This is a genomic window from Yoonia vestfoldensis SKA53, from assembly GCF_000152785.1.
Classification (GTDB): Bacteria; Pseudomonadota; Alphaproteobacteria; order Rhodobacterales; family Rhodobacteraceae; genus Yoonia; species Yoonia vestfoldensis_A.
Window position 1 is genome coordinate 105432 of the sequence record NZ_CH672414.1, and the last position, 13432, is coordinate 118863.

11 protein-coding genes and 1 pseudogene are annotated in these 13432 nt (G+C 61.1%); 4 read left to right on the forward strand and 8 right to left on the reverse strand.

Going from position 1 to position 13432, the window contains the following annotated elements; translation table 11 throughout:
• A pseudogene (locus SKA53_RS15090) lies at nucleotides 1-192 on the forward strand (sugar ABC transporter permease); the annotation flags it as partial.
• 74 nt (nucleotides 193-266) lie between these two features.
• Here SKA53_RS15090 and SKA53_RS00545 read toward each other — a convergent pair.
• The gene (locus tag SKA53_RS00545) at nucleotides 267-1526 is read right to left on the reverse strand and encodes an ABC transporter substrate-binding protein (RefSeq protein ID WP_007204071.1); all 1260 of its coding nucleotides are present in this window, start codon (nucleotides 1524-1526) and stop codon (nucleotides 267-269) included.
• A gap of 157 nt (nucleotides 1527-1683) precedes the next feature.
• On the opposite strand from SKA53_RS00545, the gene SKA53_RS00550 reads away from it, so the two are divergent.
• The 3 genes from SKA53_RS00550 to SKA53_RS00560 are packed head-to-tail and all read left to right on the forward strand — an operon-like array spanning nucleotide 1684 to nucleotide 4785.
• Entirely contained in the window at nucleotides 1684-2478 is a 795-nt protein-coding gene (locus tag SKA53_RS00550; protein ID WP_007204072.1) for an IclR family transcriptional regulator, read from the forward strand.
• 3 nt (nucleotides 2479-2481) lie between these two features.
• Nucleotides 2482-3543, forward strand: coding sequence for an ABC transporter ATP-binding protein (locus tag SKA53_RS00555; RefSeq protein WP_007204073.1), 1062 nt, complete (start codon nucleotides 2482-2484; stop codon nucleotides 3541-3543).
• Between the two features lie 30 nt (nucleotides 3544-3573).
• Complete coding sequence (locus tag SKA53_RS00560) at nucleotides 3574-4785, forward strand: threonine ammonia-lyase (RefSeq protein ID WP_007204074.1); 1212 nt, start codon at nucleotides 3574-3576, stop codon at nucleotides 4783-4785.
• 68 nt (nucleotides 4786-4853) lie between these two features.
• On the opposite strand, the gene SKA53_RS00565 is transcribed toward SKA53_RS00560, so the two are convergent.
• The 7 genes from SKA53_RS00565 to SKA53_RS00595 form a co-directional block, all read right to left on the reverse strand.
• A complete protein-coding gene (locus SKA53_RS00565; RefSeq protein ID WP_007204075.1) occupies nucleotides 4854-5726 on the reverse strand; it encodes a dimethyl sulfoxide reductase anchor subunit family protein in 873 nt (290 codons plus the stop codon).
• On the reverse strand, nucleotides 5726-6487 hold the full coding sequence (locus SKA53_RS00570; protein WP_007204076.1) for a 4Fe-4S dicluster domain-containing protein: 762 nt from the start codon (nucleotides 6485-6487) through the stop codon (nucleotides 5726-5728). The genes SKA53_RS00565 and SKA53_RS00570 overlap by 1 nt, the downstream gene beginning before the upstream one ends.
• A 205-nt stretch (nucleotides 6488-6692) precedes the next feature.
• The gene (locus SKA53_RS00575) at nucleotides 6693-9518 is read right to left on the reverse strand and encodes a molybdopterin oxidoreductase family protein (RefSeq protein ID WP_007204078.1); all 2826 of its coding nucleotides are present in this window, start codon (nucleotides 9516-9518) and stop codon (nucleotides 6693-6695) included.
• Between the two features lie 20 nt (nucleotides 9519-9538).
• The gene (locus SKA53_RS00580; RefSeq protein ID WP_007204079.1) at nucleotides 9539-9727 is read right to left on the reverse strand and encodes a hypothetical protein; all 189 of its coding nucleotides are present in this window, start codon (nucleotides 9725-9727) and stop codon (nucleotides 9539-9541) included.
• Nucleotides 9724-10473, reverse strand: coding sequence for a TSUP family transporter (locus tag SKA53_RS00585; RefSeq protein ID WP_007204080.1), 750 nt, complete (start codon nucleotides 10471-10473; stop codon nucleotides 9724-9726). Before SKA53_RS00585 ends, SKA53_RS00580 begins: the two co-directional genes overlap by 4 nt.
• Entirely contained in the window at nucleotides 10470-11936 is a 1467-nt protein-coding gene (locus tag SKA53_RS00590) for a PLP-dependent aminotransferase family protein (RefSeq protein WP_007204081.1), read from the reverse strand. Before SKA53_RS00590 ends, SKA53_RS00585 begins: the two co-directional genes overlap by 4 nt.
• A gap of 60 nt (nucleotides 11937-11996) precedes the next feature.
• Nucleotides 11997-13379: an aspartate aminotransferase family protein gene (locus SKA53_RS00595; protein ID WP_040483034.1), complete on the reverse strand. Its 1383-nt coding sequence runs from the start codon at nucleotides 13377-13379 to the stop codon at nucleotides 11997-11999.
• Nucleotides 13380-13432 lie beyond the last annotated feature (53 nt).

Consider the following 13432-nt stretch of genomic DNA (forward strand, 5'->3'; position numbering starts at 1 on the left):
TGTATTTGCTGGCAATCCCGCTGGGGCTGTTTATCGCGCTATTCCTGAACCAGAATGTGCGCGGTATGAAGGCTGTATAAATCCCTGTTCTTTTTCCCTTTTGTCATCAGTCAGGTTGTCGTCGGTCTGGTGTTTTCGTGGTTCTATCTGCCCAATAACGGGCTGTTCACGATCGTGACCGGCTGGTTCGGGTTTGAAATCAGCGGCGGCGTGCTGGGCACCAACACGGGCGGGATGCGCATCACAGCGCACCCCTTGGGGGAGGATCAATAGACGTCCTGACGCGTGGCTTCCAGCCGTTCCAGGATGTCATCCAGATTGTCTGGAAACACCATGAATTCCTGGAACCCTTCCATGCCCGCAGCGGCCATTTCGGCAGGTGCATCGCGGTCAAAGAATTGGGCGATCCCGCCGGGCGCGCCGCTTGACAGCATCTGGAACCCTTGCTGCAGAAACTTGTCTTCATCAACCGAGGACAGCGCGTTCACCGGCAGCTGGCCAAGGTTTGCGCCGTTGTTGATCAGCGTCTGGTTTTCAGCCGAGACCACGAAGCGCAGGAATTCACGCGCGGCTTCTTTGTTCTGGGCAGCTGAGGGGATGTGGAACGTGTCGGTCGGTGCGTCTTCACCCTTTGGAATACCGGGGGTGATTTCGACGAATTGATAAAAATCCAGCTGGTTATCGGTCAGACCGGCCTCGCGCAATGGTGCAACGGCGAAGTTGCCCATCAGATAGCTGGCAGCTTCGCCATTGACCATGAAGGGCAGGGCTTCTTGCCAGCTGTAGTTCTGGTGGTCGTCGATAAAGGCACCCATGTCGATCAGCGTGCGCCAGTTTTCAAAGGTCGCGCGCACCTCGTCACTGGTCCAGCTTTCTTCGCCATTGGTCAGGCGCGCGTGAAAGTCATAGCCGTTGGTGCGCATGTTCAGATAATCGAACCAGCCGCCAGCGGTCCACAGGAACTTGGTCCCGATGGTGTAGCATTTGATGCCGTTGTCGATCAGTGTCTGGCAATTGGCCAGCTCTTCTTGCCATGTTGTAGGCTCGGTCAGGCCGAACTGGTCAAAGATGTCTTTGCGGTAATAGACGCCCCATTGGTAATAGGTGTAAGGCACGCCATATTGCGCATCGCCCACGGTCAGCGCACCTTTGGTGGAGCCAAGCTCTTCGCTCATCGATCCGTCCCAGATGTCGGACACGTCTTCGAACAGACCGGCCTCGACATAGGGCAGCATGCGGTTGGCGGCGTACCAGTTGGCAACGTCCGGCGCATTGGCGGTCAGGAAGTTGCGGATCTGGGTTTTATAGGCTTCACGGTCGATCACCGTCAGTTCGATGTTCAGGTCGGGGTGCATCTCGCCGAAACGCGCGACCATGCCTTCCATCACTGCGCGGGGCGCAGGGTTGGACATGTCCGAGAAAATGACCAGATCGCCCGACAGCGATTGTGCATTGGCCGGCATGGCAGATGCCGCGATGCCCGCTGCAACGAACGCCGCGAACGACGTTTTCAGAATGGAACGCATTATATCCTCCCTAGGTGCTTCCATGGTCCACCTTGGTTTCATTATATGAAACTAGGTTTTGCATATTGATACTTAATCGCAAAGCCGCTAGGCTTGTCAACAACCATGACGGGTCTGCAATAATATGTGTGGGCGACAGGCAGGGATCGGGGGGCGAATGACAAGTGACGGGACAGTCGGCAAAGCTTTGGAAGTGCTGGATCAGGTCGCCGCCTATGGTCGGCCCGTGCGGTTCAGCGAATTGCTGGCGGCATCACCTTTTCCCAAACCGACGCTGTATCGTTTCCTGCAAACGCTGACGAACCAGCGGATGCTGGCCTATGATCCCGACCGGCAGACCTATTCGCCGGGCGTGCGTCTGGTGCGGCTGGCCCATGCGGCATGGGAACAATCCACGCTGGCACCGATCGCGCGGCCCCATATTGACGCGCTGTCTGCGGCGGTTGGCGAAACAGTGCATCTGGCGCAGTTGGACCATGCGCAGGTGCTGTATATCGACAAGCGCAACGCCAACAAACCGGTGCAGATGTTCAGCCAGGCGGGCAAGGTCGGGCCTGCTTATTGCACCGGTGTGGGCAAGGTGATGCTGGCCTTTTGCGACCCTGCGGTGATCGCCGCTGTGATCGAACAGCAAAGTTTTCACCGCTTTACCGCCGCCACGCTGACCACGCCTGCCGCATTGCGCACCGAACTGTCCGCGATCCGGGCCAACGGCTATGGTTTCGACCGCGAGGAACATGAACCCGGCATCATCTGCATCGCCATGCCGATCCTGTCGGATGGCGGGCGCGTGCTGGGGGCTTTGTCGGTGACCAGCACGACCAGCCGGACCAATCTGGCCGGTCTGGAATCCTATGTGCCGATCCTGCAGGACACGGCGAGCAAGATTGCAAGGGACGCCCAAAGCTGGAGCTTTCCCGACCACGACGCAAAAGAACCAACGGGGAGATAGGCGATGTCCGGTGTCACGCTGAAGAATGTGGTCAAACGCTACGGCGACGTGCAGGTCATCCACGGCATCGACCTGGCCATCGGTGACGGGGAATTCTGCGTCTTCGTCGGCCCTTCGGGCTGTGGCAAATCCACCTTGCTGCGGATGGTTGCCGGGCTGGAGGAAACGACCGAAGGCAGCATGTCTATTGGCGAGCGTGACGTGACACGGCTTGACCCGTCGCAGCGCGGCGTGGCGATGGTGTTCCAGACCTACGCGCTTTATCCGCATATGACCGTGCGCGAAAACATGGGCTTTGGCCTGAAAATGAACGGCCATCCCAAAAAGGTCATCGCCGAAAAGGTGGCCGAGGCGACGCGGATTCTGAAACTCGAACCCTATCTTGATCGCAAACCCGCTGCCCTGTCCGGCGGTCAGCGCCAGCGCGTGTCCATCGGGCGCGCCATCGTGCGCGGGCCAGAGGTGTTCTTGTTTGACGAACCCCTGTCCAACCTTGACGCTGAATTGCGGGTGGAAATGCGGGTCGAAATCGCGCGGCTTCACCGCGAGATCGGTGCGACGATGATTTATGTCACCCATGATCAGGTCGAGGCGATGACCCTGGCCGACAAGATCGTGGTGCTGCGCGCGGGCCGGATCGAACAGGTCGGCGCCCCGATGGAATTGTACCGCGATCCTGACAACAAATTCGTGGCGGGGTTCATCGGATCGCCCGCAATGAATTTTCTGGGTGGTACCGCCAAGGATGGCACAGTCACCGTTCCGGGGATGAAAGCCGATTTCGCAGGTGTGATCCCCGCCTCCTATAGCGGGGCCGTCACTTTGGGGATGCGCGCCGAACATCTGGCCGTCGATCCCGCAGGCGACACCCATACCGTCGATCTGACCGAAAGCCTTGGCGGGGTGTCCTTTGTCTATCTGACCTCCGACACCGGCGAACGCATCGTGATCGAGGAACGCGGCGATGACCGGTCGGTCGAGGGCGCGCGCGTCGGCGTGACCATCGACAAATCCCGCCTTTACCTGTTTGATGCCCAGACCGAGGTCCGCATCCGCAACGGGTGATCCAAGGGTCTGGCTTGCAGGAGAAGAGATTTGACACTGACCGCTGCCCTGATCGCGCAGACCTATGCGGCCATCGCCCCCGCGACGATCCGCACCCCGCTGATCCGCGCGACGCGGTTGTCGCACCTGCTCGGGATCGATCTTTATCTGAAACTGGAAAACCTGCAGCACACCAATGCGTTCAAAGCGCGCGGCGCGCTGGCAAAATTGCTGACGCTGGATGCGGCCGCGCGCAAGGCAGGCGTGATCGCTTGCAGTGCTGGCAACCATGCGCAAGGCGTGGCCTATCACGCGACACGGTTGGGCATCCCCTCGACCATCGTGATGCCGGAAGGGACGCCCTTCAACAAGGTCCAGCGCACCGCCGATCTGGGGGCCGAGGTGGTGATCCACGGCGCAGGCTTTGACGACAGCGTGCAATTCACGCTGGATCTGGCGGCGCAAAAGGGGATGACCTTTATCCATCCTTTCGATGATCCGGTGGTCGCAGCAGGCCAGGGCACGGTGGCGCTGGAAATGCTTGAACAGATGCCGGATCTGGATTGCATCGTGGTACCGGTGGGCGGCGGCGGGCTGATCGCGGGGATGGCGGTGGCGGCCAAATCGGTGAAATCCGCCATCACGATCATCGGCGCGCAGGCGCATTTGTTCGATGCCGCGAAAGCCCAGATCGAAGGGGTCGCGCCGCATTTTGCCGGTGCCACGCTCGCCGAAGGCATCGCCGTGCGCCAACCTGCCCCCGCCAATATCGCCGTGATCCGCACCCATGTCGCCAGCATCGACAGCGCCAGCGAAAGCGAGATCGAAAGCGCGGTTTTCGACCTTTTGTCGCACGAAAAACTCGTCGCCGAAGGGGCAGCAGGCGCTGGTCTGGCGGTGATCAAAGCCAACCTTGCCCGTTTTGCCGGTCAAAAGGTCGGCCTTGTGATTTGCGGCGGAAACATCGATTCGCGCCTGCTCTCGACGCTGATCCTGCGCGGGCTGATGCGCGACGGGCGGATCACACGACTGGTGTTCGAAATCGACGACCGCCCCGGCCAGCTTGCCATGATCTCGCGCATCATCGGGGATGCGGGCGCGAATGTGATCGAGGTCATCCACCAGCGGATGATGCAAAGCGTGTCATTGAAAAAAGCCGAACTTGAAATCGTGATCGAGGCCCGCGACCAGCGCCATGTCGATGACATCACCGGCCTCTTGCGTGATGCGGGCCTGTCTGTGCGCACGGCCCAAGACCTTTAACCTCATCGTTCGAGCCTAAATATCCCGGGGGGCCCCGGACCCTTGTCCGGGGCGGGGGCAGCGCCCCCTCAGCGCTTGCCGTAATAGAGCCCCACCACATGTTCGGCCTGTGCAAAGAACAGCCAGCGCAGCACCAGCACGCCTGCGATATGGCTGACCAGCGCCAGCGCGCCCCAGATATGGCTGAACGGCACCAGCAGGAATATGATCGGCAGCACGAAGGCCAGCGCCACCGCGATGATCCGTAAACGCTGCGCATGTTTGCGGCCCACCACATGGATGAATTCGCGCATCAGGTAATTGGTGCCGGTATGGGGCGGCTCAAACGCGCGGACGGTACCGATATGGCCAAGGCCCGTGGCGCTGGCCATATCGGTGCCCGAGCGTGCCAGCCGCGTGTCACCCGTGACCCAAGTATAGACCTGCAAAGCGGCGGCAAGGCCCAGCAGAACCAGCGCCTCGGTCACTTGGCCACCGAGCAGCGCCCCGCCGCCAACCGACAGCGCCAAAAACAGCGCAGGCGTGGACCAATGCCGCCAGCGCGGCACGGTTTTCAACTGCGCATAGATCATGGCCGTGGTGAACACGGTCGCCAGCGCGCCAGCCGCCCCGAGCCATCCCAAAGGCGCCAGCACGGTGTCAAAAAACACCAGCCCCGCACCATAGGCGGCCATGATCAGCAGGGTTGCCACCGCGCAAATACCCTCTCGGCTCAACCAGCTGGTCTGCCACTGGCTGAACGCCTTGATCGCGCGTTCCGGCCGCCCAAGGTGAAAGGTCGAGGCAAGCAATCCACCCACGGCCGCCAGATAGGCGATTGCGAACCAGATCAAGGCCATCAGCCCCGTGGGCGTGATCGCTCCGATCCCCAGCCAGAATAACAGCCCAAACCCAAGCCCCGAAAAAGTCGTGAAAATGATGACAGAACTGGCAGGATGCATTATTTCGCCCCTCCGGGCAGAGCCGATAACGCCTTGTCCAGCCAATGAGCAAAGCCTTTGCCATCCGTGGCGACCGGTTCCAGAAACGGGGCCAGCACGTCATATTCGGGCATCACGTCCTTGGGGCGTGGCGGCAGGTATTTGTTGACCGGCTTGGTGCCTTGTTCCGGCATCAGGTCGAACCCGCCACGGGCGGCCACCAGTTGTGATACATCCGAATCCACATCGCCCAGATCGCCGAAATGGCGCGCACCAGACGGACAGGTGCGCACGCAGGCGGGCACGCGGTCTTCTTCGGGGAGGTTTTCGTTATAGATGCGGTCCACGCAAAGCGTGCATTTTTTCATCACGCCTGCCTTGGCATCGAGTTCGCGTGCGCCATAAGGACAGGCCCAGGCGCATAGGCTGCAGCCGATACAATCGGCCTCGTTGACCAGCACGATGCCATCCTCGACGCGCTTATAGCTGGCCCCTGTAGGACAGACGGTAACACAGGGCGCGTCTTCGCAATGCAAGCAGGATTTGGGGAAATGGATCAGTTGGGCAGTGCCGACCTCTGGCTGCACCTCATAGGAATGGACGCGGTTGAGGAAGGTGCCCGACGGGTCGGCGCCATAGGCGTTCTGGTCGGACAAGGGCGCGCCGTAGTTTTCGGTATTCCAGCCTTTGCAGGAAATCACGCAGGCATGGCAGCCGACGCAGGTATCAAGGTCGATCACGAGCCCCAGTTTCTTGGCGGTGCTGGCAGGCAGTTGGGTCATGTCATTGGCCTATGCTGGGGGTCGCGCCTTTCTGGCGAAAGACCTGGCCTCCGGCGGGGATATTTGGGCTTGGAAGATGATCGGGCATGGCAAGCAGGTCAGACGGGGACGCGCATGGCGGGGTCCCATGTGGCGATAAACCAGATGAAACTGCCAAGGGTGATTGTGACGAAAGCGATGATGAGAAGGATGATCTGGCCTTTGGTCATTTGCGCGACATCCATGCAAGGTTTTTGGGTGCGGGCGGCACCGGGGATTTCAGTGCAGGCATGACGGGCTGGGCCTCGTTCGGCAGGCCTGATTTTTCGATCTTCACGCGCAGATCGAACCATGCGGCCTGTCCGGTGACCGGATCGGAATTGGCCCAGCGCAGCCCGTCGCCGCGCGGCGGCAAGAGTTCGTGGATCAGGTGGTTCAGCAAGAAACCCTTGGTCGCCTCGGGCGCTGTTTCGTCCAGCGCCCAAGCGCCTTTGCGTTTGCCGATGGCGTTCCATGTCCAGATCGTGTTTTCGTTCAAGCCTGCCTGATGGGCCACCGGTACGGTGATCGCGCCATGCGCCGAGCTGACGCGCGCCCAATCGCCGTCCTGGAACCCGTGCTGGTCCCAGATTTTTGTCGGCAGATAGAGCGGGTTGTGTCCGTGGATCTGGCGCAGCCAGGCGTTCTGGCTGCCCCAGCTGTGATACATCGCCATTGGCCGTTGGGTCAGCGCGTGGATCGGGTATTCTGCCGGGTCGACATGCCCATCCTCGAACGGCGGATACCAGATCGGCAGCGGGTCCATCGTCGCCTTGATCTGGCCACGCAGATGATCGGGCGGCTGGCGGTGGCCGCGCCCTTCGGCGGCGGCCTGGAATTTGCGCAAAGGTTCGACGTAAAGCTGGAAGATATAAGGCTGGACGACGTCGTAAAAGCCCATCTTGACTGCCCAGTCCTGGTATTCGGTGCTGAAGGGTTTGTAATAGGCGCAGTTTTCGGGGACATGGCTGATCCAGAAACCACCATTGTCGATATAGCTCTGCAGCTGGTCGGGGTTGGCGGTGCCGCGCCCCTCATCCTGGCCATCCGCACCGCGGAAACCGGCGAGCGGACCGATGCCGGGGCGACGGATGTGGGTGGTGATGTAATCGGCGTAGTCTTTGTATTTCGCACTGCCATCGTCATTCACGAACCCCGGCAGCCCCAGCCGCGCGCCCAGATCGCACAGCACCGACTGGAACCCGCGCACATCGCGGTCGGGTTCCACCACGGGCCAGCGGATCGCGTCGGCGACCCCGTCCGCCTCGCAGATCGGGCGGTCGAGCAGGCTGATGCAATCATGCCGTTCCAGATAGGTCGTGTCGGGCAGGATCAGGTCGGCATAGGCCACCATTTCCGAGGAATAGGCATCGGAATAGATGATGCGCGGGATGACGTAATCGCCGTTTTCATCCTTGTCGGTCAGCATCTTGTGGACGCCGCCCACATTCATCGAGGAATTCCACGACATGTTCGCCATATACATGAACAGCGTGTCGATCTTGTAGGGGTCGCCCGCATGGGCGTTGCTGATCACCATATGCATCAGCCCGTGGGCTGACATCGGGTTGTCCCATGAAAAGGCCTTGTCGATGCGGATTGGTGTGCCGTCATCATGCAGCAGCAGGTCTTCGGGGCCTTGCACATAGCCCAGATGCGGGCCGTCCAATGCCGCCCCTGCTGTCACTTTGCCATGTGGTTTGGGATGGGCTGTGGCGGGTTTGGGGTAGGGCGGTTTGAACCGCATCCCGCCCGGCGTTTCCACGGCGCCAAGGATGATCTGCAGCATATGCAATGCGCGACAGGTCTGGAAACCGTTGGAATGCGCCGAAATCCCCCGCATCGCGTGGAAACTGACGGGGCGGCCGACCATCTGGGCGTGTTTCTTGCCGCGAAAATCGGTCCATGCGCGGTCAAGGATCACAGGTTCGTCAAACGCTACCCGGGCCAGATCGGCGGCCAGCGCGCGGATGCGCTGGGCCGAGATGCCGCAGCGGTCGGCCACAGCCTCGGGCGCATAGGCCGGGTCCAGATAACGGTCAGCCATCTGGTGGAACACGGGCCGATGCGTGATGCCGGCCGCACGGTGGGTCGCGGCCAGATCGGGTTCTACGCCCTGGCCGTTCCACGGCGCAAGTTGGCCAGTGCGCCGATCGATGACCTGTGGCTGGCCCGCCGCATCGCGCAGGAACAGGCCGAACTGGTCGGATTTGGGGTCTTCGTTCACAAGGACCGAGGCATTGGTGAACTGCGCCAGATAGTCGAGATCGACCTTGCCCGCGCTCATCAGGCAATGCACCAGTGCAAGGATGAACAGCCCGTCTGTGCCGGGCGTGATGCCGACCCAATCATCGGCCACCGCATTATATCCGGTGCGGATCGGGTTCACGCCGATGATCCGCGCGCCGCGGGCCTTGATCTTGCCAATGCCCATCTTGATCGGGTTGCTGTCGTGGTCCTCTGCCACCCCGAACAGCATGAACAGCTTGGTATGGTCCCAGTCGGGCTGGCCGAATTCCCAAAACGCGCCGCCCATCGTATAGATGCCCGCAGCGGCCATATTGACCGAACAAAACCCGCCATGGGCCGCGTAATTGGGTGTGCCGAACCCTTGCGCCCAAAAGCTGGTGAAGGATTGCGACTGGTCGCGGCCGGTGAAGAACGCCAGTTTCTCGGGGTGGTTTGCGCGGATCGGCGCCAGCCAGTCTGTCGCAGTTTGCAGCGCCTCTTCCCAGCTGATTTCCTCAAACTCGCCCGACCCGCGTTCGCCAACCCGCCGCAGGGGCGCGCGCAGGCGGGACGGCGCATTGTGCTGCATGATGCCCGCGGACCCCTTGGCGCAGAGCACGCCTTTGTTCACCGGATGGTCACGGTTGCCTTCGATATAGGCGACCTTGCCATCCTTCATATGGACGTTGATCCCACAGCGGCACGCGCACATGTAACATGTCGTCTTGCGCAGCTCGTCGGACACATGGGGGGATGTGTCAAGCTGGGGCTGGTCAAGGGACATCGTCGTTTCCTTTCAATGGCTTAGTATTGCGCCAACAGGGTCAGCGCGTCGCGGGCGATCTGCTTTTCCTCGTCGGCGGGGATCACATGCAAAGGCACCTTATCAAGAAACGCCAGATGGTCCATGATCCGGCTGCGGATTTCGCCTGCATTTTCATCGATCCCGCCGGTGGTGGCCATGGCACTGCCGGTTTGCACGGCGCCTTTCATGTGACCATCGCTCGGATCAGGCCGAGCGCGGACAACATCAGCAAGAGCAAAACCGCCGATTGCCGGAAGGCCGCGGGCGAGGCTGCCAGAAACCGCCGTCCGCCCAACCAGACGCCCAAACCCAGTATCGGGAACGCCATGAGCGCGGCAATGACGGTGTCCCATGTCACCAACCCGCCGAGCCACAACAGCGGCAGGGTTATCAGATCTAACGCTGTCAGATAGACGATCATCGTCGCGCGGAACCCTGCCGCCTGCACCGGTTGCGCCGACAAAAACGCCGCGACCGGCAGCCCGCCTATCCCTGCGCTGTTGCACATCCCCGACAAGACCCCGACGCTGCCATGCCCCAGCGCGCCGATCCGCCGCTGCAAGGTCCAACCCGACAGCAGCAAGAGCGCCATCAGCACGATTACACCGGAAATGGCGATGCGCGCCGTATCCTCGCCCACCGACAGCATCACCGATACCGAAAACGGCAGCGCGATGGCCGCCCCGACGATCAGCCATCCGACACGGTGCCAGTCGACATGCGCCCGAATGCCGCGCGCCTGAAAGGCTGTCATCATGATTTCGCAGGCGAAAACGACGGGGATGAACGGCAACGGGTTAGTCAGCAATGCGGCAAAGGCGATAAAGATAGCGGAAAACCCGAACCCCGAATAGCCCCGCACAAAGGCCGCCCCAAGCAGGGCAAAGCCCAGCAAGATGGCGGTGCCGGGGCCAAGGTCGAATGGCATGATCACGCCGCATTCTTTGTCAAGGCCGCGGCGATCAGGCGCACGCCTTCGGTGATCCGGCTGGCAGGGATCGAGGAATAGGCAAGGCGCATGTATTCCGTTGGCGGCGCATCCCCTGCAAAGAACCGCGCGCCCGGTTCGACCAGCACGCCCTTGGCGCGCAACGATTGTGCCAGCGGCGTTGTATCGGTGCCGTCGGGTGTTCTGACCCAGACAGATGACCCGCCCGACTGCCCTTGACCCGCGACCACCAGCCCGCTGTCCTGCAAAGCCGCGTCCAGCACCTGCCTGCGGTCGTGATAGGCGCGGCTCATCCGGCGGATCAGCGCATCGTAATGGCCCAGCGACAGGTAATAGCTGACCGTGCGCTGGATATGCCCCGGCGGATGGCGCAAGACGGTGGCGCGCAGGGCGCGTGCCTCTTTGATGAACGGCGCAGGCCCGACAAGATAGCCAAGGCGCAGCCCTGGAAACAGGGATTTCGAAAACGACCCGACATAGATCACCCGCCCATGCGGGTCGAGCGATTTGAGCGAGGGCGAGGGCGGTTTCAGGAACGACATTTCGAATTCGTAATCATCTTCGACGATAATGAAATCCTGCGCTTCGCCCTTTGCGATCAATGCCTTGCGCCGGTCCAGCGGCATGGTTGCTGCCGTCGGGCATTGGTGGCTGGGGGTAGAGAACAGCACGTCGATATCATCGGACAAAGCATCGGGCGGCAACCCGTCCTGATCGACCGGCACGATGCTGAGCTGGCAGCGCGATTGCATCAGGATATTGCGCATTGCAGGATAGCAGGGATCCTCGATCGCGGCCCGCCTGCGGCTGTTGAGCAGCACCTGCGCCGATAGCCACAAAGCGTTTTGCGCGCCCATGGTGATCAGGATTTCATCGGGATTGGCCAGAATACCCCGTCTTGGCAGGGTTTGGCGGCTGATGAAATCCACCAGTTCTGGGTCGTCGCCGTCGTAATAATCCGCCGTCAGCGCGCCGAAATCCCGCATCCCCAGCGCGCGCAGGGCGCACAGCCGCCAATTGGCGGTATCGAACAAGGTCCGGTCCGCCTGCCCATAGATAAATGGGTAACGGTAATTTGCCCAATCGGTGGGTTTTTCGATGCTCAGCGCCGGGGTGAACCGCTGGCCGATGGCGCGGGTCCAGTCCACTGTGCCGGTCTGGGTCTGCTGCATGGCAAAGGCAGGCGGTTCGGGCGCATTGTCGGACACGTAATACCCTGACCGTCCACGCGCGGTCAGGTAATCATCGGCCACCAGTTCGGTATAGGCCAGTGTCACAGTAATCCGGCTGACACCCAGATGCTGCGCCATCATCCGCGATGACGGCAGGCGTTCACCGGGGCGGAACCGGCCTGCAAGAATGCCCTGCGCCACCATCTGCTGGATGCGCGCCTGCAACGTGCCAACTGCACTTGGGTCGAGGAAAAAGGTTTCAATGGAAATCGACATGCTCTGGCCCTAAGTTTCGTCCAGACTGGACTTATCCTGGGGCCAAGGCAAGCGGGTGGTTTAGCCCAGAACGCGGGTGATGGCCTGATCGACAGCCTCGGTGATCTGGTTCAGATCGTCCTTGGTCGCAATCAGCGACGGCGCGAACAACAGCGTGTTGTTGAACCCCGGCAGCGACCGGTTGGTGGCCCCGATGATCACGCCCTGCGCCATGCAATCGGCGACGATAGCCTGCACCTTCTTTTCGTCCATCGGTTCCTTGGTCGTGCGGTCCGCGACCAGTTCGGCCCCTTGGAACAGGCCCATGCCGCGCACGTCACCGATCCATTTATGCTTGTCCATCAGCGCATGAAGGTTGCCCGACAGATGCGCGCCCATGGCAACGGAATTGCCCAGCAAGTCTTCTTCTTCGATGATGCGCATGTTCTCAATCGCCGCCGCTGGCCCCGCAGTGCAGCCGCCAAAGGTGGAAATATCGCGGAAATAGGACAGTTTGTCGGTGTCGTCCTTGAACATCTCGAACACGGCATTGGTCGTCACACAGCACGAAATCGCAGCATAGCCAGAGGCCACGCCCTTGGCCATCGTCACGATATCGGGCTGCACGCCGAATTGCTGATAACCGAACCAAGCACCGGTGCGGCCCAGACCGCAGACCACCTCGTCGATATGCAGCAGGATGTCGTATTTGCGGCAAAGTTCCTGCACGCGCTGCCAATAGCCTGATGGCGGCACGATGATCCCGCCGCCTGCGGTGATCGGTTCAAGGCACAGCGCACCAATGGTGTCGGCGCCTTCGGCAAGGATGACATCCTCGATCGCCTTTGCGGCATTGGCTGCGTATTCTTCGCCCAAGGTGCCATCTTGGCTGCGATATTCCAGACAATGCGGCACGCGGATGAACCCCGGCACAAAGGGGCCGTATTGCGCGTTGCGTTCATCCTGCCCGCCTGCCGACAGGTTGGCGATGGTGGTGCCGTGGTAATCGCGTTCGCGGTACAAGATCTTGGATTTCTTGCCGCCGTAATGTTTGTGGCTGATCTGGCGGACCATCTTGAACGCCTTTTCATTCGCCTCGGACCCCGAGTTCGCATAGTAAACGCGGTCCAGACCGGGCATTTTCTCGATCAGCATTTCGGCGAATTGCGCGCCGGGAATGGTGCCAAGCGCGCCGCCAAAGAAACACATCTTGGTCACGGCATCGGAAATCGCGCGGCCCATGCGTTCGCGGCCATAGCCGATGTTGACGGTCCAGACGCCGCCCGACACCGCATCGACATGTTCCTTGCCCTTGATGTCCCAGACGCGCAATCCGCGCCCTTCGACGATGATGCGCGGGTCGATGGTTTCATAGGCCTTGTGCTGGCTGATGTGGTGCCAGACATGGGCGCGGTCAGCCTCGATCACATGGCCGGGGTCGTTGGCAAAATTCAGGGTATCCATATCCGGCGGCTCCGTTTTGAAGAATGATTTGGGCGGCCTGCGAATCCGGTCCG